The sequence below is a fragment of the Acetobacter sp. P1H12_c genome, assembly GCF_018811975.1.
GTDB lineage: Bacteria > Pseudomonadota > Alphaproteobacteria > Acetobacterales > Acetobacteraceae > Acetobacter > Acetobacter persici.
The window spans coordinates 17,626-41,286 of the sequence record NZ_JACRVR010000027.1; the positions used below are offsets into that span (position 1 = coordinate 17,626).

The following is a 23,661-nucleotide window of genomic DNA, read 5'->3' on the forward strand; positions in this document are numbered from 1 at the left end:
GTCCCGCGTAATGCGTTGTACTCTGCGGGATGCAAACAGGTGAAAGAGGAGTGGAACTGGTGCATGCAGTAGGAGAAAACGGGGGGGCGCGTGTTCACCCTACCGCCATTGTTGCACCAGAGGCTCGGCTTGGGCGTGGCGTGGTAATCGGACCCTGGTGTTCGGTCGGCCCCCATGTGGTGATTGAAGACAACGTGGAACTGATTTCTCACGTTGTGGTGGATGGCCATACGCGGCTGGGTGCGGGGTCACGCTATTTCCCGTTCAGCACCATCGGCATGGCCCCGCAGGATCTCAAATATAAAGGTGAGCCGACCCGGTGTGAGGTGGGTGCCCGCACGGTGGTGCGTGAGCATGTGACCATCCATCGTGGCACCGCCGTGGGCACGGGCCTGACGCATATTGGTGACGATGTGCTGATTATGGCCAACGCCCATGTGGCGCATGACTGCACGCTCGGGAACCGGGTGATTATCGTCAATAACGTCGTCATGGGTGGCCATGTGACAATTGAGGATGATGCGCGGGTCATGGGCTCTGCCGCCATCCACCAGTTTGTCCGTATTGGCCATGCGGCTCTTGTGGGCGGTGTGGCCGGTGTGGAAGCGGACGTTATCCCCTACGGCAGCGTACTGGGGAACCGCGCGCGGCTTGTGGGCCTGCACTGGATCTGGCTGCGCCGGAACGGCGTGCAGTCCGCGGAAATCCACCGGATGCGCAAGGCGTTCCTCACGCTGTATCCGAAAGGTGTGTGCGAGGAAGGGCCGTTTGCGGCGCGTCTGGAAGTGATGCGGCGTGAGTTTGGGGATGAACCCCGCGTGCGTGAAATTCTTGCTTTTATTGATGCTCCCAGCCGCCGTGGCCTTGTCCGTGTGGCGCGTGGAGACTTCAGCACGGCGGAAACCGAAGGCGCGTGAGCGCGCAGCCCGGCGCAGTTGGTATTCTGGCCGGGGGCGGTCCGCTTCCCGCACGCGTTGCCGAGGCCGCAGCGGCAGCCGGGCGGCCGGTTTTTATTCTTGGATTTGATGGATTTGCGGAGCCAGAGGTGATCAGCCCCTGGCCGCACCAGTTTGTGCGCCTTGGCGCTGCGGGGCACATGCTGTCTCTTCTGCGGGAGCATGGCTGCACGGATCTGGTGCTGATTGGCCCTATCCGTCGTCCGTCCCTGCGCAGCCTGTACCCGGATGCGGAAGGGGCGCGTATTCTCGCCCGGCTGGGGCGCGCGCTGTTTGCGGGAGACGATGGGCTTCTGGCGGCTCTGGTGCGTATTCTGGGCGAGGAAGGGTTCTGTGTCCGGGGTGCGCATGAATTTCTGGCGCACGCCGTCGTACCCCCGGGTATTCTGGGCGCGGTTGCGCCGGATGATCAGGCTCAGGCGGATATCAGCCGCGGGATTGAGGTTGTGCACGCGCTGGGCCGGATGGATATCGGGCAGGGCTGTGTGGTGCAGAATGGTCTGGTGCTGGCTGTGGAAGCCATGGAGGGCACGGACCGAATGCTGGCGCGCGCCGGAGAGTGCCGACAGCCAGGCGAGGGTGGTGTGCTGGTCAAGCTGCTCAAGCCCGGGCAGGACAAGCGGGCGGATATGCCCACCATTGGCCCTGCGACGGTGCGCAACGCGCATCTGGCGGGCCTGCGTGGGATTGCGTTTGAGGCAGGCCATACTTTGCTGACAGACCGCGAGGCCTGTGTGCGGGAGGCGGATCAGGCAGGATTATTCCTGATTGCGGTAACGCCGGAGCCTCTCGCGCGCTAAAAACAAGAGCGAAACAGAGGAGACGCAGCGCGATGGTACGCTATTTGCACACTATGGTCCGGGTGAAAAATCTGGATGACAGCATCGCTTTCTATAAACTTCTGGGGATGCATGAACTGCGGCGGCGCGAGGTGCCGGACGGCCAGTATACGCTCGTTTTTATCGGCTATGCTGACAATGCCGCCGGTGAGGCCGAGATTGAGTTGACCTATAACTGGGGCAAGGATGACGGCTATGACGTCGGCACCGGTTTCGGGCATTTTGCCGTCGGTGTGCCGGACGTCGCGGCTGCGGTGGAGCAGGTGCGGGCCGGGGGCGGCAAGGTTACGCGGGAAGCAGGCCCCGTGAAGTTCGGCACATCCGTCATTGCCTTTGTGGAAGACCCGGACGGTTATAAAATCGAACTGATCCAGCGCCCCGGCTAACTCCGCGCAGCGATGCGCGGTTTCAGGACTGCGGTTTCTGCTTCAGGCGGAGCAGAGCGCGGTCCAGAGACTCGTCTATGGTTTTGACGGCTTTGAGCACCAGAGGGTCCGTGCTGGTGCCAAGCTGCTCGGCTGCGAGCTTGGCCGGGGAGAGAATATTCCGGATATCGTGCCGCAGCTTTGGGTCAGCGTCCGTTGCTGCGGGAGCAGGGGCTGTGTCCGCCACAGGAGCCGGCTGAGCCTGTGTGACTGAAGGCTGTGAGAGCAGCGTGGGCGTGAGGGGCGCAGACGGGGGTGCTGTAACTGCAACCGGTGTTATGGAAGCGTTCTGCCGCGAGTCTGCGGGCTGACTGTGGGCCGGATGGCGCGAATTAGCCAGAGCAGACGTCCTGAAACGGGTGCCGAGCCACGCCCCGATCCCGGCTGTCAGCGCAACAGGCAGCAGCCCCGCAGGGAAGGAAAGACCGAGCAGCCCTGCGGTCAAAGCGCCGAGGAGCGGCAGGCAGAAGAGAAGCAGCACGATGCTGAGGGGGGATTGAGAGGTGCTCATGGAGGACCAGCCCTTCTTTTTGTCGGAACAGAGTGTGCCGGGACTCTGCCGATATGATTGACGTTCTCCTTTCTGAACATTATAAGCCGCCCCTTCAAGACAGGTGGCTCTGGGCTGCCTGCATATCTGTATCAATGAAGGGAGTGCTGCAATGAAGCGCACTTATCAGCCGTCCCGGCTCGTCCGTAAGCGTCGTCATGGTTTCCGCGCACGTATGGCAACTGTTGGTGGCCGCAAGGTTATTGCCAACCGTCGTTCCAAAGGCCGTAAGCGTCTCTCCGCTTAAGCTTTTTATGGCTTACGGGCATCATGCAGCAGCGTGAGAGTCTGGAGGGAGCGGGGGCTGAGCCCGTTCGTTCCCAACGCCTAAAAAAGCGGAAAGAGTTTCTCTTTCTGGCCGCGCGTGGGCGTAAGGCGCCCGTGCGGGGGCTGGTGCTCCAGCTTTTTCAGCGGGCCGACTCCAACGCACCGCGCGTTGGGTTTACCGTTACAAAAAAAGTTGGAAACTCTGTGGTTCGCAACCGCGCCCGCCGAAGGCTGCGCGAGGTTGTCCGCATTGTGGAAACTGAAACACCTCTTAACGGCCTTGATCTGGTTCTGATTGGCCGCGCTGCAACCCTGAACCGCTCTTTTGTGGATCTGGTGGCAGATTTTCGCAAAGCCTTGCAGCAGTGTCTTTCTCAGGCTGACCGGAGCGCAAAGCCCGGCCATAAGTGAGATTTCTGCCTGCCTGACAGGGCAGGAAGATGCTTTCCCGGCTTGCATTCCTGCTCATCCTGCGCTGGAAACCAGAGTGCCGTGAAGACTCCGTGTTTCACGGTTGAATTATCTGTTCCGTTTCGTGCAGGGGGGCCAGCAGGCCAGCAATGGATACAAGACGTCTGATACTGGCAACACTGCTGTCAGCCGCGGTTCTTCTCGGGTTTGATTATTTCTTCCCGCAGGCGCCCAAAGCTCCTGTTACGCAGCAGACAACGCAAAGTGTTTCTGCGCCGCCGTCTGGTGCCGCGCAGCCTTCTCCCGCAGCCTCGGCGCAAGCTGCGGCCGATCCAGCCAGTGAGGCCAGCGGGCCTGAGACGCATCTGGCGATTGATGCCCCTGCCGTGCAGGGTTCCATCAATCTGCGCGGTGCGCGGCTAGATGATCTGGTCCTCAAAAAATATCGGGAAACGGTCAAGCCGGACAGCCCGGACGTGCGTGTGCTGTCTCAGGACGCAAGTACGCGGCCGGACTATATTGATTTCGGGTGGCGCGCGCCGTCCGACGTTTCCGTGCGTCTGCCCGATTCCCATACGTTGTGGAAGGCAGACAGCGCAAAGCTGGATTCCACGCATCCCGTCACCCTCTCATGGGATAACGGGCAGGGCCTGACGTTTGAAATTGCTCTGGCGGTGGATCAGGACTTCATGTTCACCGTCACCCAGCGCGTGCATAACGCAACGGGTCAGGCTGTGGCGCTGTACCCGTATTACCGCGTCAACCGTGCCTACACGCCGGAAACCAACGGCGGGATGCTGGTGCATGAAGGGCCGATTTCCGTCATTGATGGCCGTCTGAATGAAGGGTCCTACAAGGCGCTGCGGAATGAAGGCGTGCCGCCCGATAACGTCTCATGGAGCCATCAGGGCACAGGCGGCTGGGCCGGGATTACCGATAAATACTGGCTGATGGCCGTCCTGCCGGACCAGACCACACAGGCTGTGGGGGCCTATACCTATCTGCCCGCGCAGCACATCTATCAGGTGGGCTTTACGGCCAGCGCCCCGGTGCAGGTGGCAGCAGGCCAGACGGCCTCTTCCGAAGCACATGTGTTTGCCGGTGCGAAGGAAGTGCGTCTGCTGGACCGGTATGAGCACAGCCTGCATGTGCCCATGTTCTGGAAAGCGGTGGATTTCGGGTGGCTGGCGTTCCTGACGCGCCCGGTCTTCTTCGTGCTGGACTGGCTCTACACCATGATCGGCAATTTTGGTCTGGCGCTGCTGACCTTTACCGTGATCGTGAAGCTGCTGTTCCTGCCGCTGACCATCAAGCAGATGCGCATGACGTGGAAGACCGCCCGCCTGAAGCCGAAGGTGGACCAGATCCGCGCCCGCTACAAAGACGATCCGATGGCCATGCAGCAGCATATTATGGGGCTGTACCGGGAAGAGGGCGTCAACCTGTTTGGCGGCTTCCTGCCCCTGCTTATTCAGGCTCCGGTGTTCTGGTGTCTGTATAAGGATCTGTATGTCACCATCGAGATGCGGCATGCGCCGTTCTTTGGCTGGATTAAGGATCTCTCCGCCCCGGACCCGACGAACGTTTTCAACCTGTTCGGGCTGATCCCGTTTGATCCGGCACAGGTGCTGTCCATTCTCTCCCTTGGTGCATGGCCCATCCTGTATGGCGCGACCATGTTCCTGATGCAGAAGATCAGCTCCAGCTCCACCAACATGGACCCGGCGCAGCAGAAGGTGATGACGTTCATCCCGCTGGTGTTCACCTTCTTCATGGCGCATCAGCCGGTTGGTCTGGTGATCTACTACGCATGGAGCAACCTGCTGACGGCGTTGCAGCAGTTCATCATTCTCGGGCGCTTCAAGGCGGCTGATAAAACTGCCGATGGCAAGACGACTGGAGTGAGCAAGCGCTGATGCCCGAAGCCGGAACTGACTTTCGAGACCTGACGAATGACGAACAGATTGCCGCCGCCCTGGAAAAGGGGCGGCTGCTTTTTGCCGGTTCGTGCGATTTTATTTTCGGGGCGCAGAAGCTCGGGCAGCTCCCGCCGCAGACCCTGCCGGAAATTGCCTTTGCGGGCCGCTCCAACGTGGGCAAATCCAGCCTTGTCAACGCGCTGACAGGCCGGAAGACGCTCGCCCGCGCCTCATCCCAGCCGGGCCGCACCAAGCAGCTCAACTTTTTTGATCTGGCCCACAGGCTGATGCTGGTGGACATGCCGGGCTACGGCTTTGCCAAAGCCGCGAAGTCGGTCAAGGAAGACTGGCAGGAAATGATGTTTGACTACCTGCGCGGCCGCCCCGGCCTGCGGCGGGTGCTTCTGCTGCTGGATGCGCGGATTGAAGTCAAACCGCATGATCTGGAAGTGATGAAGCTGCTGGACCGCGCCGCCGTCAGTTTTCAGGTAGTGCTGACCAAGTGTGATGCCGTGAAACCCACGGCACTGGCCCGTAAGGAAGAAGAGGTTCTGGCTCTGACCAGACGCCACCCTGCGGCATGCCCCTTCCTTTCCCTGACCAGCAGCGAGACCGGACTGGGCATTGAGCCTCTGCGGGCAGAACTTGCAGACTTTGCTCTGCCGCCCCAATAACACCCGGCAGGATTATCGAGCAGGATTTTCAGCCCATGACCGACCCTTCTTCCTCATTGCCTGATCTGCATCATGAAGCCGCCGTTCTGGCTGGTGCGCTGCCGTATCTGCGGCGTTACGCGGGTGATACCATTGTGGTTAAATATGGCGGACACGCCATGGGTGACCCGGAACTGGCGCTGACGTTCGGGCGGGACATTGCCCTGCTCAAGCTGGTTGGCATCAATCCGGTGGTGGTGCATGGCGGCGGCCCGCAGATCAACCAGATGCTGGCCCGGCTGGATATCCGCTCCACCTTTGTGGATGGCCTGCGCGTGACCGATGCCAGTATGGTCGATGTGATTGAGATGGTGCTGGCCGGGTCCGTCAATAAGGAAGTGGCGGAACTGATCAGTCAGGCCGGTGCGCTGGCGGTTGGTATTTCCGGCAAGGACGGCAAGCTGATTACCGCCCGCAAGCTGGCCCGCACCGTGCGGGACCCGGATAGCCAGATTGAGCGGGTGCTGGATCTCGGCTTTGTGGGTGAGCCGATTAAGGTCGACCCGCGGGTGATTTACGCTCTGTCCGGCTCCGGGCTGATTCCGGTGATTGCACCGGTTGGTCTGGGTGAAGACGGCGCGACCTACAACATCAATGCCGATACCGCAGCCGGTGCGGTGGCCGGGGCCGTGCATGCCACGCGCCTGCTGATGCTGACAGACGTGCCCGGCGTGCTGGACAAGGACGGCAAGCTGATCCCGGAACTGACAGCCGAGCAGGCCCGGCAGGCCATTGCGGACGGCGTGATTACCGGCGGCATGATCCCCAAGGTGGAAACCTGCATTGAGGCCGTTCAGGCCGGGGCGCGGGCCGCCGTGATCATCAATGGCCGCACACCGCATGCCTGCCTGCTGGAACTGTTTACGGCGTCCGGCTCCGGCACGCTGATCCGCGCGGACTAATCTGAGTGGGCGGATACCTGCCAGCAGGTGTCCGCCCCGCCGCGTTGACAGGAGCGTGCCCTGTCCGCATGGTTCCTTCCTCTTTTTGCCGGTCGGGGGTTCCGCCCCGGCCCTGTCTCCATCCTGTCTGACGGTATTGTCTTATGACTGAAGAAACTCTCCGCGCTCAAATTGAAACTCTGTGGGACGCCCGTGACCGGATTTCCTCCGCCACGACTGGTGATGATCGCAAGGCGATTGAAACCGCTCTGGAGGCGCTGGATTCCGGGCGTCTGCGCGTGGCAGCCCCCAGTGAAGATGGCTGGGTGGTGCATGAATGGCTGAAAAAGGCTGTTCTGCTTTCTTTCCGTCTGAATGACAGTGTGATCGTGCCGGGCGCTGCCGCGGGTGGACCGGCGTTTGATAAGGTCCCCGTCAAGTTTCAGGGCTGGGATCAGGCCCGCTTTGAAAAAGCCGGGTTCCGCGTGGTGCCAGGTGCCATGGTGCGTTACTCCGCCTATATCGCGCCGGGTGCGGTGCTGATGCCCAGCTTTGTGAATGTGGGCGCGCATGTGGGCAGCGGCACAATGGTGGATACATGGGCAACCGTTGGAAGCTGTGCGCAGATTGGCAGCAACTGCCATATCAGTGGCGGGGCAGGCATTGGCGGTGTTCTGGAACCGTTGCAGGCGGCTCCGGTCATTATTGAAGATAACTGCTTTATTGGTGCGCGGTCCGAAGTGGCGGAAGGCGTGATTGTGGAGCGTGGCTCTGTTCTGTCCATGGGGGTGTTCCTCGGCGCGTCCACCAAAATTGTGGACCGTGCGACGGGTGAGATCTTCATGGGCCGTGTTCCGGCTTATTCCGTGGTGGTGCCGGGTACGCTGCCCTCGTCCAGCCCCGTCGGGCCGGATGGCCGCCCGAACCCCAATCTGGCCTGCGCCGTGATTGTGAAGCGGGTGGATGAACGCACACGCTCCAAGACGTCTATCAACGACCTGCTGCGCGACTAAGCACGGGATCTCTCAGGCAGATTATACACATGACCTATTCAGCGCCGGACCAGACCACCACAACCGGACCCCGGACCGGGCTTCTGCCCGATCTGACGGACCCGGTGGCGGTCACGCAGGCGCTGATCCGGCATGCGTCTGTCTCGCCTGATCCCGGCCCGGCCCAGCAGACTCTGGCCGCCATGCTGGAGGCGCTGGGCTTTACCATTATCTCCCTGCCGTTTGGGGAGGGGGCGGAGCGGACGCCAAACCTGTTCGCCCGGCTGGGCACGGCAGGGCCGCACATCTGTTTTGCAGGCCACACCGATGTGGTGCCGCCGGGTGCGGAGAGTGCCTGGACCCATCCGCCTTACGCGGCAGACATTGCAGACGGTATTCTGTTCGGGCGCGGTGCGTGTGACATGAAGGGCGGCATTGCCGCTTTTGTCTCCGCTGTTGCCCGGTGTGTCCAGCAGGGCGGCCTGCCCGGCTCCATCAGCCTCCTGATTACCGGGGATGAAGAAGGCCCCGCCACATACGGCACCTGCAAGGTGCTGGACTGGATGGCGGAGCAGGGGCAGATCCCGGATTTCTGCGTGGTGGGGGAGCCCACCAACCCGGCCGCCATGGGGGATATGATCAAGATTGGCCGCCGTGGCAGCCTGAACGCCCATATTGTGGTGGAGGGCGTGCAGGGCCATGTGGCGTATCCGCATCGGGCGGATAATCCGGTGCATAAGCTGCTCAGTGTGCTGAGTGCTTTGCGTGAGACGCCGCTGGATAACGGGTCTGACTGGTTTGAGCCTTCCAGCCTGCAAATTACCAGTATGGATGTGGGCAATACCGCGACCAACCTGATCCCGGCAAAAGCGGAAGCGCGGCTGAATATCCGTTTTAATGACCTGCATACCGGCACAGGCCTGAAAGGCTGGCTGGAGACCATCTGCCGCCAGCACGCGCCCACGGCGCGGGTGACTGTACGCATCAGCGGGGAATCTTTCCTGACGGCACCGGGGGCGGCGACGGACCATCTGGTGCAGGCCGTGCAGACCGTGACAGGCCGCACGCCTAAGCTGGATACGGGTGGCGGCACATCTGATGCGCGCTTTATTGCAAATTATTGCCCGGTGGCGGAATTTGGTCTGGTCGGGGCCAGTATTCACAAGGTGGATGAACACACCACACTGGCCGATCTGGAAACATTGACGACGATTTATAAGACCTTTCTGGAAGGGGTCATGGCGTGATTTCAAGTTCGGGTTCTGGCAAACAGGGTAATGGCCGCAGAATTTTGCAGGGGATGCTGCTGCTGGCCAGCGGGCGGCGTGAAGGCATTGGCTGCTTTCAGGGAACGCCGGATTCCTTTGGTGCGGCCCTTGCGCCGCAACTGGCGTTATTGCTGGTCGGTATTTTTCAGGCCTCCATGCAGGCGGACAAGGTGCTGGGCTTTACCAAGCTCCTGCTTTCTCTGTGTGTGGTGCTGCTGCCTGCTGTAATCTCGCATTTTTATGCCCATAAATGGGGGCGGGATGCGCTCTGGCTCCGCTATATCACGGCCTCTACATGGTGTGGCTGGGTGGTGGTGCTTATCTCTCTGGTGGCAACGGTTCTGGCGGGCCTGCTTTTCCCGCCGCTGCTGCATCAGCCGGGTTTTATGGCCGCGCTGATGGTCACGGTCTCTGTCTATGAAATCTGGCTGCAATGGTATGTGGCGCGTGTCGGGCTCGGGCTGAGCCGGGGGCGTGCCGTGCTGATGTATGTCTCGGTGCTGGCGGCGACGCTGGTTCTTTACGGTCTCGCGGCTCTGCTGCCGCCGCATTACATCGTGATGCAGGATCTGCTTCAGCCGATGATTTCAATTAAGCCGTCCCACTAAGTCTCTCACCAGACCACGCTGCGAAGAGTGCGGTCTGAGGGAAGAAAGTTATCCTGTTTTTGAAAAGCCTGTGCAGGCATGAGAGCAATTCTCTCACGCCGCGCAGGTTTTTTTATGGGCTGCGTATCCGTGTGTGGAGTCTTGCAGGAGGGCAAGCCTTTTCACTTCAGGGCCACCAGACGGAGCAGAAGCAGGCTCAGCCCCCCTAACACGGTGAGCGATAGGACGACGGTTGTCGTGACGCGGCTTCCTGCTCTGGCGACGGTACGAACATCAACCCCCAGCCCCAGAGCCGCCATGGACAGGACTGTCAGCACTGTTGCTGTCTGCGTAAGCGGCGCAATCAGGCCTGAAGGGACAAGCCCGAGACTGCGGCAGAGCATGAGCGCCAGAAAACCGGGGATGAACCACGGGACAAATTGTGTGAGGCCGGGACGCCCGGCCTTGGCTGGTCCGGCGGTGATAGTGCTACCATCCGGCTGCGCAGGAGGCAGGCGGGGCGCAAGGCAAGAGAGAACACAGCAGACCGGCCCCAGCATCAGCACCCGCATCAGTTTAACAACAGTCCCTGTCTGCACAGCCAGTGGGCCAAGGGGTGCTGTGGCAGGCAGAACCTGCGGCACGGCATACACCGTCATGCCCGCAACAATGCCGAAGGACTGGTCAGTCATCCCCGTCGCAAAGGCCAGAACGGGCAGGGCAAGCACCACTCCAATCCCCAGAACAGCCGTAAAGGCGATGGAGGCTGCCACATCCTTGCTGTCTGCCCGGATCACCGGGGCCACGGCGGCAATGGCGGAATTGCCGCAAATGGCGTTCCCGCAGGCGACAAGCAGGGCCATGCGGGGCGAAAGGCCGAGCAGCCTGCCAAGGCCGAAACTCACCAGAATGGCCGTGGCGACGACGGTGGCAATCCCCGCCAGCAACCGGGGGCCAAGTGGCATGAGAGCGGCTGCGCTGACGGAGGCACCCAGCAGCATGACGGAAACCTCCAGCAGGGTTCGTGCGCTGAAGCAGATACCCGCATCCCACTGAGTGTCTGGCGTCCATAGGCTACGGATGCAGGCGCCCAGCAGGATGGCCAGAACAAGTGCTTCCAGCCACACCTTGCCAAACAGCAGGGATTCGAGTGACTGGAGGCCATACGCGCCTCCTGTAATGGCCGCGCATAAGCCAATGCCGGGGAGCCGGGTGCGGAGGGTGCGATAGACTGTGCCCAGAGATGCGGTGATCATGGATGTGTCCTTCCGCCCTCTGATCTAGGCGCGGAAGATCAATCAATCCAACGCATTGTTTTTCTCATTCCAATCAGTAAAAATAATGAATTGGAAAAGGATGGCCTGATTGTGACTCTTGAGCAGCTTCGGATTTTTGTGTGTGTGGCGGAACGGGAGCACATGACGGATGCGGCCAGAACCCTGCATGTCACGCAGTCTGCGGTCTCGGCGGCGATTGCCGCACTGGAGGCGCGGCACGGGGTCCGGCTGTTTCACCGTGTTGGGCGCGGGATTGTGCTGACAGAAGCAGGCAGCCTGTTTCTGGCGGAAGCCCGCATTATTCTGGCGCGTGTTGCCGCGGCGGAGGCCATGCTGGATGATCTGAGCGGCCTGAAGCGCGGCACCCTGCGCGTTGTTGCCAGCCAGACCATTGCGGCATACTGGCTGCCGCCCGCACTCGCGGCCTTCCGGGCGCGGTTCCCGCATCTGGAAATCGTGCTGGAAATTGGCAACACCATGCAGGTTGCGGCCCATGTGCAGGCGGGGCAGTCTGACTTTGGCATTGTGGAAGGCAAAGTGGACAACCCTGTTCTGGCGCAGTGGCCCATTGCACAGGATCGGCTGGTGCTGGTACGCTCCACACCGTTTGATGCGCAAAGCTGCACCCCGGAAGCCCTGCAAAAGGCAGACTGGGTGATGCGGGAGCAAGGGTCTGGCACCCGCTCCACGCTGGATGAGTGTTTGCGGCAGAGCGGCGTGGACCCCGAGACGCTGACCGAGGTTCTGGTTCTGCCATCTAATGAAAGCGTGCGCACGGCCGTTGAGGCCGGGGCCGGGATTGCCGGTCTGTCCTCTCTCGTCGTTGCTCCAGCGCTGGCGGCGGGCACGTTGTATGCGGCTCCGCTGGCCTTCGGGCCGCGCGAGTTCTTCGGCCTGCGGCACAAGGAACGGTACCGGAGTCAGGCCGTTGAGGCTCTGACAGATTTTATTGCGCAGTATTCAGCGCAGCAGGGGTGAGGGCGCATGCAGACTCTTGAGCGTCTGGGGCTGAGTGTCCCGGTTTTTCAGGCCCCGATGGCCGGGGTGGCGACGCCCCTGCTGGCGGCGGAAGTCTCCATGGCCRGAGGGCTGGGCGGGCTGGGCCTCGGCTCAGCAAATCCCGCGCAGGCGCGCGCCATGATGGCGGAAGTCCGCGCCAGAACGGACCGGCCCTTTAACGTCAATCTGTTTGTGCATCAGACACCCCGACAGGACCCGGAGCGTGAGGCCCGCTGGCTGGACTGGCTGAAACCGGTTTTTGCAGAATACGGGGCGGCGCCGCCTGAAAAATTGTCTGCGTCCTATACAAGTTTTCTGGATGACCCGGAGATGATGGCGCTGCTGCTTGAGGTCAGGCCAGCCGTTATCAGTTTTCATTTTGGCCTGCCGCCCGCAGCCTGTGTGACGGCGCTCAAACAGGCAGGCGCAGTCCTGCTGGCGAGTGTCACCAGCCCGGCAGAAGCCCGCGCGGCAGAAGCAGCCGGGATGGATATGGTCGTGGCGCAGGGGATTGAGGCCGGAGGGCACCGGGGCATTTTTGACCCCGATGCACCGGATGATGCACTGGGCACCTTCGCACTGGTGCGTCTGCTCAGCCGCCAGTGTCATGCCCCGGTGGTGGCTGCGGGCGGCCTCATGGATGGGGCAGGTCTTGCTGCAGCGCTGGATCTGGGGGCTGTGGCGGCCCAGATGGGCACGGCTTTTCTGCTCTGCCCGGAAACAGGCCTTGAGGACGGGTACCGAAAAACCCTGATGGGGCAGGCGGCTTTTCATACCCGTCTGGTCAGTCTGATATCCGGCCGCCCTGCGCGCGGGCTCTCCAACCGGTTTACCGCGCTTGCGGAACAGGCGGATAAGCCCGCCTGCCCGGATTACCCGATTGCGTATGATGCCGGGAAAGCACTGGCCAAAGCTGCCCGCGCACAGGGGGATGCAGGTTTTGGGGCGTACTGGGCCGGGCAGGGCGCGCCACTGGCCCGCGCAGTGCCTGCGGGGCGGTTGATTCGGGAAATCTGGGCTGACTATCAGGACAGTGTGAAACAGCGGATACGCTCAGCGGAGCGCACGGGGCAGGTCTGAGACCGGCCGCCCGGCCAGCATTAGTCTGAGGGGGTCTGGTCCGCAAACGGGTCCGGGTTGTAGCCAACGCCTGTCAGATACAGGCCGGTTGGCGGGGCTGTCGGGCCTCCCGCCGTGCGGGAGCGGGCTTCCAGTGCGGCGGTAATGCGTTCCGGTGCCCAGCGTTCCCGGCCGACAAGAATCAGCGTGCCGACCATGTTGCGCACCTGATGATGCAGGAAAGACCGTGCGCGGGTGCGGATATGAATTTCTTCTCCCACACGCTCCACGGTCAGACTGTCCAGCGTGCGGACCGGGTTTCTGGCCTGACAGGCGGCGGCGCGGAAAGACGTAAAATCATGCGTGCCTACTAGCCTGTCTGCCCCGGCGCGCATCAGGTCCAGATTCAGGCGCGCGCGCACATGCCACATATGGGTGGCCCCAAGCGCCGGAGGGGCAGGGCGGTTGATAATGCGGTACAGGTAGGAGCGCCATGTGGCGGAAAACCGCGCACTCCATTTGTCCGTTACCCGCGCGGCCTGAAGCACGGCGACGGTGTTGGGCTTGAGGTGATAGCTCAGCCCGTCCCGCACGATATGGGGGGCGAGGTTCATATCCGCAGGGAAGTCCAGATGCGCGACCTGCCCCGTGGCATGGACCCCGGCATCCGTCCGTCCGGCGGTAATGCTGGAGACGGGGCGTCCGTTCGCCATACGGGTCGCGGCGGCTTCCAGAAGGCTCTGGACAGAGACGCCCTCATTCTGCTTCTGCCAGCCGACCAGCCCCGTGCCGTCATATTCCATTTTAACGGCCCAGCGCTGGAACGCATCCCGGTTTTCCGCCGCAGCGTGCGGGTCACACGGGAAAATGGGCGAACGATCCTGCAGGACCAGCGGCGGCTCCGTCATACGCTGTCTGGAGCAGCGGGGGGCGTGTGGTAGAGGCGGGTGCCAGCGGGAACAGGCTGGCCACGCAGGAAGGCCTCTGCGTCCATCATGCCGCGCCCCGGTTTTTGCAGGCGCGTCAGGCGCAGGGCCCCCTCGCCGCAGGCAATGGTCAGGGCATCGTCCAGCGCCGTGCCAGGCGGGGCCGTGTGCGTGCGGTCCGGCAGCGGGGTGGCCGCACCAATTTTCAGCACCGTGCCATCCGCCTGCACGGTAAAAGTGCCGGGCCACGGCGTGAGGGCGCGAATACGCAGGTCCAGTGCGTTGGCGGGCTGGGACCAGTCGAGACGTCCGTCCTCCCGCGTCAGCATGGGCGCGTAGGTCACGCCCTCTTCCGGTTGCGGGATGGGGGCAGGGTGGTCCGCCAGAACGCGCACGGCAAGCTGGCCTCCAATGGCGCTCAGCGCATCATGCAGGCTGGTGGCGGTGGTCTCAGTTGTAATCGGCACAGCCTCACGCAGCAGCATAGGGCCGGTATCCAGCCCGGCTTCCATCTGCATGATGGTCACGCCGCTTTCCGCATCGCCTGCCAGAATGGAACTCTGAATGGGCGAGGCCCCGCGCCAGCGCGGGAGCAGGCTGGCATGAATATTCAGGCAGCCAAGGCGCGGCGCATCCAGCATGACCTGCGGCAGAATGAGGCCATAGGCGGCCACAACGGCGGCATCAGCCTTGAAGGCGGCAAAAGCGGCCCATTCTTCCTCATTTTTGCGGAGCTTTTCCGGGTGGCGCACTGGCAGGCCGAGGGCTTCCGCCGCCTGCTGCACCGGGGAGGCCCGTAGCGCCTTGCCCCGGCCAGCGGGGCGCGGGGGCTGGGAATACACAGCGACAATCTCGTGCCCTGCGGCATGGAGGGCGCGCAGGGCCGGCACCGCAAAATCCGGCGTGCCCATAAAGATAAGACGCATGGTGTCCGGCCCTCCGGCTTATTTCCGCTTCTGTTCCTTGGCCAGCCGCCGCAGGATCATGTTCCGGCGCAGCACGGAGAGGTGATCCACAAACAGGATACCTTCCAGATGGTCAATTTCATGCTGCATGCAGGTGGCCAGCAGGCCGTCCACTTCACGCTCCATGACATCGCCACTCACCGTGCGCCACTGGACGCGCACTTTCTCCGGCCGGGTGACTTCCGCGTACTGGTTGGGCAGGGAAAGGCAGCCTTCCTCCCGCGCGGCCAGTGTCTCTGTCTCGGCAATTACTTCCGGGTTGATCATGACAATCGGCTCACGGGCCTCTTCCTCGCCCAGATCAACCAGCGCAAAGCGCAGGCCAAGCCCCACCTGCGGGGCGGCCAGCCCGATGCCGGGGGCGGCATACATGGCGGAAAACATACTGGGCAGAACCCGGCGGATATCCGCCATATCTTCCGGTTTGACCTCACGTGTTTTGCGCCGCAGCACGGCATGCGGGGCAATGAGGATGGGCATGGGAGCGGCATCTGCCGCCGCAGCGGAAAAAGCTGCGTCTGTCATGGCTGCGTCTGTCATACGCCCGATTTAACCTCCCGCGTCCGGCTGCGCCAGAGGAAGATGTTCAGGATGTGCCAAAAACCGTGGGAAATATGCCGCACTCGCGACTCAGATGATGCAGGAGCGCGCCTGAGCGGCCTTTTCAGGCATGCGTGGGCCTCCGTGCAGTCTTGCGTTTGGCCGCGTGTCTCCCATATCGTGAGGAAAGCCGGGTGCCATGAAGGGCCCGGTTTCTGTCTCGCTCAGAAAGGGGAGGCTTTATGTCTGGCAGAGTATTTGGCTCACCCATGTTCCTTGGTTTTGACCATCTCGAGCAGATGCTTGAGCGGGCCAGCAAAGGCAATGGCGATGGGTATCCACCTTATAACATTGAACAGATAGCCCCCAACGGGCTGCGCATTACGCTAGCGGTGGCGGGATTCCGGATGGATGATCTCCAGATCACGCAGGAAGACAACCAGCTGGTCATTCGTGGGCGGCAGGTGGAAGATGGTGAGGAGCATGTGTATCTGCACCGTGGCATTGCCTCCCGCCAGTTCCAGAAGGCTTTTGTGCTGGCTGAAGGCATAGAGATTGGCGGGGCCTGGCTGGATAACGGCCTGCTGCATATTGATCTGTTCCGCCCGCAGCCGGAAGTGCGCGTCAAGCGGATTGAAATCATGCAGCCCGGCAGCACGAAAACGGCAGCCGCTGCGGCAGGTGGTCTGAAGCCCCGTTCCTCTCGCATGCTGCATAAGGTGGTGGAGGACTGAGCTGCCGGGCGCAGGCTGGCGGATCTTTTTCCGCCGGACAGCGTTGGTTTTCTAGAAACGGAAAGGAGACACCATGAGAGTCACGACCCGTAACGGACGTGTTGTTCTTATGCCCGATGAGTCGGATAAACCGTTGGATGTCCATCAGCTTTCCGAAAAACAGTTTCGGTCTCTGGGGGTTGCCAATGTCGCCTATGTGCGCCCGGCCCTGACGGAAGATGGCGAGGAAGGCTGCGCCATTCATGCTGCTGACGGCTCCCCGCTGGCCGTTGTGGAAGATCTGGAAACCGCGTGGGGGGTTATCCTCCAGCACGATATGGTGCCCGCCAGCCTCCAGTAACTGGCCCTCCATTCATCGATTTTTCCAGTCACCGGCCTTTGTCATTCTCTGACCCATTAAAACTCAGGCCCATTAAAAAACCCTGCCACGGGACGGATGAAAAATCCGCTGTGTGGCAGGGCCTTTTTTGGCGGCAGGTGCTCAGGCCGTCCTTCAGGACGGCCCCGTATCCACCCACCCGATATTTCCGTCATCACGCCGGTATACCAGATTGATCTGCTGGTTCTTCCGGTTGCGGAAAAGCAGAATGCTGCATGCGGCAAGGTCAAGCCGCATGACGGCCTCACTCACGCTCAGGCTCGGGATATCCGTGGTGTGTTCCGCAATAATCGCGGCATAGGTCTCGGCTTCTGCCTGAGCCTCATGGTCCGTGCCGTGATCCGGCCTGTCCTGCCGGGCTTTTGTGGCGGGCGGCGCGGATTGCAGCACGTAGGAGCGGCCGGTTTCCTGCGTGACATCCGCCTTGCTGGTGCGGGCGTGGGTTGTCACGCGGCGATGGTAGCGGCGCAGGCGTTTGGCAATATGTTCGGCGGCATCATCAAACGCGGCATTGGCGTCAGCGGCTTCGCCCTCACCGCGCAGGGTCAGGCCACGGCCCGCATGCACGTTGATATCACAGGTGAAGAAGGACCGGGCTTTGCTGAAAGTCACATTGGCTTCCAGCGCCTTGTCAAAGTATCGTTCTGCAAGGCCGCCCAGGTGAGCATTGACCCGGTGCTTGAGCGCATCGGACAGAGCAATCTGTTTACCGGAAACATGAATATGCATCGGATGTCGTTCCTTGCTGGTTAAAAGCAGGACCGTCTTTGCCTGAGCGCGGAGCCGTAACAGATGCAGCCCTCTCTCAGGCGCAGGCGGTTTGACTCGTCAGACACGGAGCCTGTGCCCGCGTGCCTGAACGTATTTGGGCATGTCCGGGCCGGGTCTGTCTACGGTTTTATGACAGTTTTAATGCAGGAACCCGAAGGGGGCGTGCAGCGTTACGGCGCGAGGATTTCGGCCCGTTTCTCAAAAAACCGCACGCTTCGGGGTTGCTGAGGCGGAAAGCTGGCGCATACAACACAGAACAGAGTTGCAAGCCAGACAGGATGCCATGCTTTTAAGATCCAGCCCGCCCGTCAACATGCCAAAGATGCGCCGCAAGTGGCGGGTCAAGGTGATGATCCTGCTGGCGCTGCTGGCCGCCTATGGCAGCATCATGTGGTACATGACGCATTACAAGCCGCCGATGGAACGGGTGGTGATTCCGGTGGAGGTGGTCAGGCAGACGACCCGTGCCGGTCTCGCGGCCCCTCCGGCCCCGGTGCCGGAACTGGAGCCAGCGCCTCCGGTACCCGAAATTGCGCCGCCGCAGTTAGTGATTAAAGGGCGGCAGTAAGGAGGCCGCGCCTTACAGCGAGAAGCTCTCGCCCAGATACACGCGGCGTACATCCTCGTTCGCAACAATTTCTTCCGGTATGCCCTGCATCAGCACCTGCCCGCTGTGCATGATGTAGGCGCGGTCGATCACTTCCAGCGTCTCACGCACGTTATGATCGGTAATCAGCACACCAATGCCACGGTCTTTCAGGTGTGAAACAAGGTCACGGATTTCCCCCACCGCAATGGGGTCAATCCCGGCCAGCGGTTCATCCAGCAGGATGTAATGCGGCTGGCTGGCCAGTGCGCGGGCAATTTCCAGACGCCGCCGCTCACCGCCTGACAAAGCGAGGGAGGGAGAGCGGCGCAGATGCGAGATACCAAATTCGCTCAGCAGCCCGTCCAGCATCACTTCCCGCTGGTCCGGGTCACGCTCTACCACTTCCAGCGCGGCCATAATGTTCTGCTCAACATTCAGCCCACGGAAAATACTGGCTTCCTGCGGCAGATACCCAATGCCCAGCCGCGCACGGCGGTACATGGGGAGCTGCGTAATATCCGCGCCATCCAGCGTGATAGAGCCGGTATCCGGCTGCACAAGGCCCACAATCATGTAGAAGCTGGTGGTCTTCCCGGCCCCGTTTGGCCCGAGTAGGCCCACGGCCTCGCCCCGGTGCACTTCAATGGAGACGTTTTTCACCACCTCGCGCTTTTTGTAGGATTTGCCAATGCCATTGGCAAACAGGCCCTGACCGGGCGCATGGGGGGCGTTCAGGTCGGCCGGTTCAGGCCCCGGCCCGATGATCTGATTGTCCACGGCTTCGTCCGAGGTCCAGCTGATCTCCTGCGTCATCTGTTATTTCCTGTCCGATCCGTCGCCATTGTTCGGCACAACCAGCCCGCTTACGCGGCTGCCGGGGCGCTCGGTCATGGTTGCCAGACCTGTATGCATGTTGATGATGGCGGCAGCGCCCTGAATCTGGTTTGGCCCGCGAGTGATGTGTACATTCCCCACAATACGGGCAATGCCGGTATCCGGCACGTAGACGCCGCGATCCCCGGTGACGGTTTCCGTCTGTGTGCGGACCCACACATGGCCAAACGCATTGACCTTTTCCAGCTTGCCAGAACCGTTTGCCAGCGGGTCGGATGAGGTCTGGCCCGCATCCTTCTTCTGGTCCGCAGGCTGGGCGGACTGGTCTGGCGGGGCGCTGTAGCCCACCAGCACATCCGCGCGGATCTGCCGGTTATCATTGGTGGTGACCGTCGCGTTGCCACGCCCGATGGAAATACGCTGCTGCGAGTAATATTCCATGGAATCCCGCGCCGTCAGAATATCCTGCGGGGTGGTGAGCTTCAGGGCATTGCCCGTCATCACCAGCACGGCCTGATCCATGTCATACACGGCCTTATCGCCCCAGCCCTGATCGGTTTGGGTGTAGATATGCACATGCCCGACGGCTTCCAGCCGGTAAATTTCATTCGCGCCGGAGGAATCCGGGTCGCCACCGCCTGCTTTGCTGTCAGCCGGTTTTCCGTCCGCAGGCTTGGTGTCCGCCGGGGCCGGTGTGCTGGCCGGAGCGGGTGGCTGGCCGGTCGGGGCGGCGGGGGTGCCTGCGGCTGCGGCGGATGCACTGGGTCCGGCGGGTGTGCCTGCTGCGGCGTCCTCCGGGGCAGGGGCCCCATCAGGCGTAGTCTTCTTGCGGTAATAGGCAATCAGCTTGTCAGCCGTGACCGTGACATCGCCACGCACGGCCTTCGCCTGATCATACGCGGTGACTTTTTTCTGGTTCTGGTCCCAGTCAAACCCACCGGCGGCGGTGACGGTAATCTGCCCGCCGTGGGAAAGGTCGATCGACTGGGCATGGGCTGTGCCGCAGAACAGGGCTGCCAGCAGCGGCAGCGCCATAAGGCCCGGAGCCACAGCCAGCTTAGCGGAAGGAGGGAGCAGACGCATATTCAGGAAGCCTTCCCATCAGCCGGATGGCTGCCGCGGTCATCATTCAGGATCAGTCGGCCCGGCCCGCGGAACTGGGCAATGCCCTCATGCTGAGACACCAGATATCCTTTTGCATCAAGCACGCCAAATGGCCCTTCTGCCCGCACCCACGCGTTGGATGCAATAATGCCCGTACGGATATCCACATCCGCTACAGGGCTGCGCATCATAAGGCCATCATCACGATACAGGGTTACTTCTCCGGTGAGGTCAAGAATCTGTGCATGCTGCATGTAGACGCCTTTTTCCGATCGGACCAGCAGCCAGCTTCCGCCCTGACTGAGGATATCCGCCACCGGGTCCGTCAGATCCATCCGTTCCGGGTTGGCCTGATGCGCGCTGTCCGCCGTCACCATAAAGGGTCGATTATGTTCATCTACACCCCGATAGGTCGCGCCGATCAGATTCCCGCTTTCAATCTTGACCCTTGAGAGGTCTTTCAGCGCCGCCTTGTTGGCGTTAATCAGCCGGTCCACTTCCGGCCAGACCGCAATGGAGCTGAGCAGCAGCAGGGCCGTGGCGGGCAGAACCCATTTGGCCCAGCGCAGCAGCAACCGCCTGCGGGCGAGTTCCGCGGCATCCGGCGGCAGGCGGCGGGGTGCTGAGGGCGCCATGCGCTCACGCTGCTGGCGCACGCTCTCCTGCGAGCGGGCAAAATCATCACGCTGGGGGGGGCGGTCAGCGGGTTCGGTCATCCCACGCCCGCCCGCAGCAGGTCATGCACATGCACAACGCCCATCGGGCGGCGGTCCGCGTCCAGAATGAACAGGGAGGTAATGGGGCGGTCACGTTCGTTCATCATGCGCAGCGCATCAGCAGCAAAAATGTCAGGCCCTATGGTAAGAGGGTGACGGTTCATGACATCCTTTGCCAGCGTGGTTGTCAGATCAAGGTCCAGCGCGCGGCGCAGGTCACCATCCGTGATCAGCCCCGCCAGACGGCCATTATGGTCCAGAATGCCAATGCAGCCTAGGGCTTTGCACGTCATTTCCATAATCACGTCCCGCATGGGGGTGTCTTCCTGCCCCAGCGGGATATCCGCGCCGTTATGCATCAGCTCCTGCACGGTGCGCAGGCGGCTGCCCAGACGGCCTCCGGGGTGAAAATTGCCAAAATCGCTGGCGGTAAAGCCGCGCTGGCGCAGCAGGACCACGGCCAGCGCATCCCCAAACGCCAGTTGCATCAGGGTGCTTGTGGTCGGGGCGAGGCCCATCGGGCAGGCTTCCGGCATGGCAGGGAGCGTCAGGGCCACATCCGCCGCGGAGGCCAGTGTGGAGTTTGCCCGGCTGGTCACCGCCAGCAGCGGCAGCCCTGCCTTGCGGGTATGGGCTGCGATATCGCCCAGTTCTGTCGTCTCGCCCGAGTTGGAGAACGCCAGAACGGCATCCCCCGGCTGCACCATGCCCAGATCCCCGTGGGAGGCTTCTGCCGGATGCACAAACAGGGCGGAGGTGCCGGTGGAAGAAAGGGTTGCCTGAATTTTCCGCGCCACATGGCCGGATTTACCAATGCCCGTTACCACCACGCGGCCGGATACGCTCAGCAGAATCTCCACCGCGCGGGCAAACGCGCCGCCCAGCCCGTCCGGGTCCTGCAAGGCGTGGACCAGCGCATCCAGTCCGGTGCGTTCCGTCTGGATCACGGCTGCGGCCTCGGTCGCGAGGGTGGCGGGAGAGGCCGGTAGAGTGCGGTCTGTCATGCGGGGCGGGTTCCGGTCCGGGCGGGATCAGGCGCGGTGGGAGAAAATATCGGGGTCTTCATACCCCAGCAGGTCAAGCCGGGCACGCGCGGGCAGGAAGTCGTAACAGGCCTGCGCCAGATCCCGGCGGCCTTCACGCACCAGCAGCGCATCCATTTTTTCCCACAGCGCATGCAGATACAGCACATCGGACGCAGCATAGGCCAGTTGTTCCGGCTTGAGGTTTGTTGCCCCCCAGTCGGACGTCTGCTGCTGCTTGCTCAGTTCCACTCCCAGAATGTCCCGGCACAGGGCGGCCAGACCGTGGCGGTCCGTAAAGGTGCGGACCAGACGGGCGGCGATTTTGGTGCAGACCACGGGGCTGACGGTAATGCCCAGCGCATGCTGGAGAATAGCGACGTCAAACCGCGCGAAATGCATGATCTTGGTGACGGCAGGATCGGCCATCAGGCGTTTGAGGTTGGGGCAGTCATACCCTTTACCGCCGAGGGATTCCGGGATGATCTGCACCAGATGCGCCGTGCCGTCTCCGGCGGAAAGCTGCACAAGGCACAGCCGGTCACGATGGGGGTTGAGGCCCATGGTTTCCGTATCCACAGCAACGGACCCGGTAAAGGTCAGCCCGTCGGGCAGGTCGTTACGATGAAGGGTGATGCTTCCCTCGGAAGAGGTCCGGGATGCGTTCATGACCCGCTCCTGCCTTGTTGTTGATCAGGCTCAGACGGATACAGCCGGGATGCAGGAATGTCCATTCCGGACACCCTGTCAGAGCTTTCAGGCGATTTGATGGTGAGTCCTGCCGGAGCACTCCATCAAGCCGCCCGCTGGCCTGAGCTCTGAGTGTTCCAGAAGCGTATCTGGCGTGTGTTTGGGAACGGGGATGCAGGAGGAGGTGCAGAAACAGGCCAGGTTTTCAGGATGCGTTTCAGGACGCCGGGAGCGTGCCGTTCCGGGATTCCTGCACGGCAAGCCGGGTCAGCCGGGCCTCGTTTTTCTTCAGGAAACGCCCCATGGCAATCATGCCACCAACCGCGGCAATGCCAATGATGATCCCGGCCGGGCCGGAAACTTCAGAGATCTTGCGGCCCAGCGCATAAGTGCCCAGCGCATAGCCGCCTGCCCAGCAGGTGCCCCCCAGCGCATTGAACAGCATGAAGCGCGGCCAGTGCATGCGGCAGGCCCCGGCCAGCACGGCCACAAATACCCGCACGACGGAAATAAACCGGCCACAGAAGACAATGGCGCTGCCGTGGTGGTGGAACAGATATTGGCCCAGAATCAGACGGTCGGCATTGAGCCCGAAGCGCGAGCCGTATTTTTGCAGCAGGGGCAGCCCAACCCTGCGGCCAATGACGTAGCCGATGTTATCGCCAATAATCGCCCCGGCCACAGCGGCCACGGCCACCCAGCCAATGGCGAGGTGATGCGTTTTCAGGCAATAGAGCGAGGCCGTGATGATACAGTCCTCAGCCGGGACAGGCACCCCCATGCTCTCCATCATGACAATCAAGGTAACAATGCCGTAGCCGTAATGCTGAAGCAGCGTGTCCAGATGGTGCAGCAGGGGTCAGGTGTCCTTGTGCAGGAGGGTGCGACAGAACCGCGCAGGGTAGGCGGACCATGCCGCAAACCTCTGCCGGGGAGAAGGCAGGCTGCGGCATGGCAGTTCTTCGGTCGTCCCGCAGAAGGGCGTGGGATGAAGGAGTTTAGGCTCAGGACTCATTCTTTAAGATAGAAGATGAAGCTTGCTGCGATGTGGATTGCGGACATGAATGTATGAGCGCAGCGGTCGTATCTGGTCGCAACACGTCGCCAGTCTTTCAGCTTTGCGAACATGTTTTCGATCAGATGGCGCTTTTTATACAGATGCCAATTGTAAGGTGGCTTTGATTTCCGGTTCTTCTTCGGCGGAATACAGGCTGTGATATTGCGTTCTGCAAGCGATAACCTGATCTG

General features: G+C 61.8%; 29 protein-coding genes. 16 read left to right on the forward strand and 13 right to left on the reverse strand.

Annotated features, from left to right (window positions below):
- The first annotated feature begins 29 nt into the window (after positions 1-29).
- From lpxA to gloA, 3 genes are read left to right on the forward strand one after another with little or no spacing between them, the layout of a single operon-like run.
- Positions 30-917, forward strand: a complete 888-nt coding sequence (gene lpxA / locus KP699_RS12110) for an acyl-ACP--UDP-N-acetylglucosamine O-acyltransferase (protein WP_212356171.1) — start codon at positions 30-32, stop codon at positions 915-917.
- Positions 914-1,756, forward strand: a complete 843-nt coding sequence (locus tag KP699_RS12115) for an LpxI family protein (RefSeq protein ID WP_215762801.1) — start codon at positions 914-916, stop codon at positions 1,754-1,756. The genes lpxA and KP699_RS12115 overlap by 4 nt, the downstream gene beginning before the upstream one ends.
- A 32-nt stretch (positions 1,757-1,788) precedes the next feature.
- On the forward strand, positions 1,789-2,181 hold the full coding sequence (gloA, locus tag KP699_RS12120) for a lactoylglutathione lyase (RefSeq protein ID WP_215762802.1): 393 nt from the start codon (positions 1,789-1,791) through the stop codon (positions 2,179-2,181).
- Between the two features lie 22 nt (positions 2,182-2,203).
- On the opposite strand, the gene KP699_RS12125 is transcribed toward gloA, so the two are convergent.
- Positions 2,204-2,731, reverse strand: coding sequence for a hypothetical protein (locus tag KP699_RS12125; RefSeq protein WP_215762803.1), 528 nt, complete (start codon positions 2,729-2,731; stop codon positions 2,204-2,206).
- Positions 2,732-2,882: 151 nt separating this feature from the next.
- Here KP699_RS12125 and rpmH point away from each other — a divergent pair, with 151 nt between their 5' ends.
- The 8 genes from rpmH (at position 2,883) to KP699_RS12165 (ending at position 9,829) form a co-directional block, all read left to right on the forward strand.
- On the forward strand, positions 2,883-3,017 hold the full coding sequence (rpmH, locus tag KP699_RS12130) for a 50S ribosomal protein L34 (protein WP_025829074.1): 135 nt from the start codon (positions 2,883-2,885) through the stop codon (positions 3,015-3,017).
- Between the two features lie 23 nt (positions 3,018-3,040).
- Entirely contained in the window at positions 3,041-3,448 is a 408-nt protein-coding gene (rnpA, locus tag KP699_RS12135; RefSeq protein ID WP_077930298.1) for a ribonuclease P protein component, read from the forward strand.
- Positions 3,449-3,597: 149 nt separating this feature from the next.
- Positions 3,598-5,364 (forward strand): membrane protein insertase YidC, encoded by a 1,767-nt coding sequence (gene yidC / locus KP699_RS12140; protein ID WP_215762804.1) that lies wholly within the window; start codon positions 3,598-3,600, stop codon positions 5,362-5,364.
- Positions 5,364-6,041 carry a ribosome biogenesis GTP-binding protein YihA/YsxC gene (yihA, locus tag KP699_RS12145; RefSeq protein WP_086655739.1) on the forward strand — a complete coding sequence of 226 codons (678 nt, stop codon included), beginning with the start codon at positions 5,364-5,366 and terminating at the stop codon, positions 6,039-6,041. The genes yidC and yihA overlap by 1 nt, the downstream gene beginning before the upstream one ends.
- Before the next feature lie 35 nt (positions 6,042-6,076).
- Entirely contained in the window at positions 6,077-6,982 is a 906-nt protein-coding gene (gene argB, locus KP699_RS12150) for an acetylglutamate kinase (protein ID WP_077930296.1), read from the forward strand.
- Positions 6,983-7,125: 143 nt separating this feature from the next.
- Positions 7,126-7,974, forward strand: a complete 849-nt coding sequence (dapD, locus tag KP699_RS12155; protein ID WP_212360337.1) for a 2,3,4,5-tetrahydropyridine-2,6-dicarboxylate N-succinyltransferase — start codon at positions 7,126-7,128, stop codon at positions 7,972-7,974.
- A 29-nt stretch (positions 7,975-8,003) separates the two neighbouring features.
- Complete coding sequence (dapE, locus tag KP699_RS12160) at positions 8,004-9,200, forward strand: succinyl-diaminopimelate desuccinylase (protein ID WP_215762805.1); 1,197 nt, start codon at positions 8,004-8,006, stop codon at positions 9,198-9,200.
- A complete protein-coding gene (locus KP699_RS12165) occupies positions 9,197-9,829 on the forward strand; it encodes a hypothetical protein (protein ID WP_237388681.1) in 633 nt (210 codons plus the stop codon). The genes dapE and KP699_RS12165 overlap by 4 nt, the downstream gene beginning before the upstream one ends.
- 161 nt (positions 9,830-9,990) lie before the next feature.
- Here the strand turns inward: KP699_RS12165 and KP699_RS12170 are convergent, their stop codons facing one another.
- Positions 9,991-11,064 carry a YeiH family protein gene (locus KP699_RS12170; protein ID WP_215762806.1) on the reverse strand — a complete coding sequence of 358 codons (1,074 nt, stop codon included), beginning with the start codon at positions 11,062-11,064 and terminating at the stop codon, positions 9,991-9,993.
- A gap of 111 nt (positions 11,065-11,175) precedes the next feature.
- Between KP699_RS12170 and KP699_RS12175 the strand changes: the two genes are divergently transcribed.
- Together KP699_RS12175 and KP699_RS12180 are read left to right on the forward strand one after the other, a co-directional pair.
- Complete coding sequence (locus KP699_RS12175) at positions 11,176-12,063, forward strand: LysR family transcriptional regulator (RefSeq protein ID WP_215762807.1); 888 nt, start codon at positions 11,176-11,178, stop codon at positions 12,061-12,063.
- 6 nt (positions 12,064-12,069) lie between these two features.
- A complete protein-coding gene (locus tag KP699_RS12180; RefSeq protein WP_215762808.1) occupies positions 12,070-13,164 on the forward strand; it encodes a nitronate monooxygenase family protein in 1,095 nt (364 codons plus the stop codon).
- Between the two features lie 20 nt (positions 13,165-13,184).
- On the opposite strand, the gene truA is transcribed toward KP699_RS12180, so the two are convergent.
- The 3 genes from truA to def form a co-directional block, all read right to left on the reverse strand.
- Positions 13,185-13,946, reverse strand: coding sequence for a tRNA pseudouridine(38-40) synthase TruA (truA, locus tag KP699_RS12185; protein WP_252347038.1), 762 nt, complete (start codon positions 13,944-13,946; stop codon positions 13,185-13,187).
- Positions 13,947-14,047: 101 nt separating this feature from the next.
- Positions 14,048-14,995, reverse strand: coding sequence for a methionyl-tRNA formyltransferase (gene fmt / locus KP699_RS12190; protein ID WP_215762810.1), 948 nt, complete (start codon positions 14,993-14,995; stop codon positions 14,048-14,050).
- Positions 14,996-15,013: 18 nt separating this feature from the next.
- Positions 15,014-15,574, reverse strand: a complete 561-nt coding sequence (gene def / locus KP699_RS12195; protein ID WP_025829393.1) for a peptide deformylase — start codon at positions 15,572-15,574, stop codon at positions 15,014-15,016.
- A gap of 242 nt (positions 15,575-15,816) precedes the next feature.
- Between def and KP699_RS12200 the strand changes: the two genes are divergently transcribed.
- Positions 15,817-16,308: an Hsp20 family protein gene (locus KP699_RS12200; RefSeq protein ID WP_025829394.1), complete on the forward strand. Its 492-nt coding sequence runs from the start codon at positions 15,817-15,819 to the stop codon at positions 16,306-16,308.
- Between the two features lie 109 nt (positions 16,309-16,417).
- Complete coding sequence (locus KP699_RS12205) at positions 16,418-16,648, forward strand: DUF1150 family protein (protein WP_370684596.1); 231 nt, start codon at positions 16,418-16,420, stop codon at positions 16,646-16,648.
- A gap of 153 nt (positions 16,649-16,801) precedes the next feature.
- Here the strand turns inward: KP699_RS12205 and hpf are convergent, their stop codons facing one another.
- The gene (gene hpf, locus KP699_RS12210) at positions 16,802-17,416 is read right to left on the reverse strand and encodes a ribosome hibernation-promoting factor, HPF/YfiA family (RefSeq protein WP_212373797.1); all 615 of its coding nucleotides are present in this window, start codon (positions 17,414-17,416) and stop codon (positions 16,802-16,804) included.
- 325 nt (positions 17,417-17,741) lie between these two features.
- Between hpf and KP699_RS12215 the strand changes: the two genes are divergently transcribed.
- Complete coding sequence (locus KP699_RS12215) at positions 17,742-18,026, forward strand: hypothetical protein (protein WP_215762811.1); 285 nt, start codon at positions 17,742-17,744, stop codon at positions 18,024-18,026.
- A 12-nt stretch (positions 18,027-18,038) separates the two neighbouring features.
- Here KP699_RS12215 and lptB read toward each other — a convergent pair whose 3' ends face one another.
- From lptB to KP699_RS12250, 7 genes are all read right to left on the reverse strand, one after another.
- Positions 18,039-18,860, reverse strand: a complete 822-nt coding sequence (gene lptB / locus KP699_RS12220; protein ID WP_099050337.1) for an LPS export ABC transporter ATP-binding protein — start codon at positions 18,858-18,860, stop codon at positions 18,039-18,041.
- 3 nt (positions 18,861-18,863) lie between these two features.
- Entirely contained in the window at positions 18,864-19,964 is a 1,101-nt protein-coding gene (locus KP699_RS12225) for an LptA/OstA family protein (RefSeq protein WP_215762812.1), read from the reverse strand.
- Positions 19,965-19,966: 2 nt separating this feature from the next.
- Positions 19,967-20,701, reverse strand: a complete 735-nt coding sequence (gene lptC, locus KP699_RS12230; RefSeq protein WP_215762813.1) for an LPS export ABC transporter periplasmic protein LptC — start codon at positions 20,699-20,701, stop codon at positions 19,967-19,969.
- Positions 20,698-21,705, reverse strand: coding sequence for an SIS domain-containing protein (locus tag KP699_RS12235; protein WP_212356142.1), 1,008 nt, complete (start codon positions 21,703-21,705; stop codon positions 20,698-20,700). Before KP699_RS12235 ends, lptC begins: the two co-directional genes overlap by 4 nt.
- 27 nt (positions 21,706-21,732) lie before the next feature.
- The gene (locus KP699_RS12240) at positions 21,733-22,392 is read right to left on the reverse strand and encodes a ribonuclease D (RefSeq protein ID WP_077930284.1); all 660 of its coding nucleotides are present in this window, start codon (positions 22,390-22,392) and stop codon (positions 21,733-21,735) included.
- A 238-nt stretch (positions 22,393-22,630) separates the two neighbouring features.
- Complete coding sequence (locus tag KP699_RS12245) at positions 22,631-23,194, reverse strand: DedA family protein (RefSeq protein WP_252347034.1); 564 nt, start codon at positions 23,192-23,194, stop codon at positions 22,631-22,633.
- A gap of 230 nt (positions 23,195-23,424) precedes the next feature.
- A partial coding sequence (locus tag KP699_RS12250) for a transposase (RefSeq protein ID WP_215762814.1) occupies positions 23,425-23,661 on the reverse strand: 237 nt, incomplete at its 5' end.

What these genes read in the sequence shown, in the direction of transcription:
- lpxA (WP_212356171.1), top strand. Translation starts at nt 30, where the DNA reads ATGCAAACAGGTGAAAGAGGAGTGGAACTGGTGCATGCAGTAGGAGAA.
- gloA (WP_215762802.1), top strand. Translation starts at nt 1,789, where the DNA reads ATGGTACGCTATTTGCACACTATGGTCCGGGTGAAAAATCTGGATGAC.
- KP699_RS12125 (WP_215762803.1), bottom strand. Translation starts at nt 2,731, where the DNA reads ATGAGCACCTCTCAATCCCCCCTCAGCATCGTGCTGCTTCTCTTCTGC.
- rpmH (WP_025829074.1), top strand. Translation starts at nt 2,883, where the DNA reads ATGAAGCGCACTTATCAGCCGTCCCGGCTCGTCCGTAAGCGTCGTCAT.
- rnpA (WP_077930298.1), top strand. Translation starts at nt 3,041, where the DNA reads ATGCAGCAGCGTGAGAGTCTGGAGGGAGCGGGGGCTGAGCCCGTTCGT.
- yidC (WP_215762804.1), top strand. Translation starts at nt 3,598, where the DNA reads ATGGATACAAGACGTCTGATACTGGCAACACTGCTGTCAGCCGCGGTT.
- yihA (WP_086655739.1), top strand. Translation starts at nt 5,364, where the DNA reads ATGCCCGAAGCCGGAACTGACTTTCGAGACCTGACGAATGACGAACAG.
- argB (WP_077930296.1), top strand. Translation starts at nt 6,077, where the DNA reads ATGACCGACCCTTCTTCCTCATTGCCTGATCTGCATCATGAAGCCGCC.
- dapD (WP_212360337.1), top strand. Translation starts at nt 7,126, where the DNA reads ATGACTGAAGAAACTCTCCGCGCTCAAATTGAAACTCTGTGGGACGCC.
- dapE (WP_215762805.1), top strand. Translation starts at nt 8,004, where the DNA reads ATGACCTATTCAGCGCCGGACCAGACCACCACAACCGGACCCCGGACC.
- KP699_RS12170 (WP_215762806.1), bottom strand. Translation starts at nt 11,064, where the DNA reads ATGATCACCGCATCTCTGGGCACAGTCTATCGCACCCTCCGCACCCGG.
- truA (WP_252347038.1), bottom strand. Translation starts at nt 13,946, where the DNA reads ATGGAATATGACGGCACGGGGCTGGTCGGCTGGCAGAAGCAGAATGAG.
- fmt (WP_215762810.1), bottom strand. Translation starts at nt 14,995, where the DNA reads ATGCGTCTTATCTTTATGGGCACGCCGGATTTTGCGGTGCCGGCCCTG.
- def (WP_025829393.1), bottom strand. Translation starts at nt 15,574, where the DNA reads ATGACAGACGCAGCCATGACAGACGCAGCTTTTTCCGCTGCGGCGGCA.
- KP699_RS12200 (WP_025829394.1), top strand. Translation starts at nt 15,817, where the DNA reads ATGTCTGGCAGAGTATTTGGCTCACCCATGTTCCTTGGTTTTGACCAT.
- KP699_RS12205 (WP_370684596.1), top strand. Translation starts at nt 16,418, where the DNA reads ATGCCCGATGAGTCGGATAAACCGTTGGATGTCCATCAGCTTTCCGAA.
- hpf (WP_212373797.1), bottom strand. Translation starts at nt 17,416, where the DNA reads ATGCATATTCATGTTTCCGGTAAACAGATTGCTCTGTCCGATGCGCTC.
- KP699_RS12215 (WP_215762811.1), top strand. Translation starts at nt 17,742, where the DNA reads ATGCTTTTAAGATCCAGCCCGCCCGTCAACATGCCAAAGATGCGCCGC.
- lptB (WP_099050337.1), bottom strand. Translation starts at nt 18,860, where the DNA reads ATGACGCAGGAGATCAGCTGGACCTCGGACGAAGCCGTGGACAATCAG.
- KP699_RS12225 (WP_215762812.1), bottom strand. Translation starts at nt 19,964, where the DNA reads ATGCGTCTGCTCCCTCCTTCCGCTAAGCTGGCTGTGGCTCCGGGCCTT.
- lptC (WP_215762813.1), bottom strand. Translation starts at nt 20,701, where the DNA reads ATGACCGAACCCGCTGACCGCCCCCCCCAGCGTGATGATTTTGCCCGC.
- KP699_RS12235 (WP_212356142.1), bottom strand. Translation starts at nt 21,705, where the DNA reads ATGACAGACCGCACTCTACCGGCCTCTCCCGCCACCCTCGCGACCGAG.
- KP699_RS12240 (WP_077930284.1), bottom strand. Translation starts at nt 22,392, where the DNA reads ATGAACGCATCCCGGACCTCTTCCGAGGGAAGCATCACCCTTCATCGT.
- KP699_RS12245 (WP_252347034.1), bottom strand. Translation starts at nt 23,194, where the DNA reads ATGGGGGTGCCTGTCCCGGCTGAGGACTGTATCATCACGGCCTCGCTC.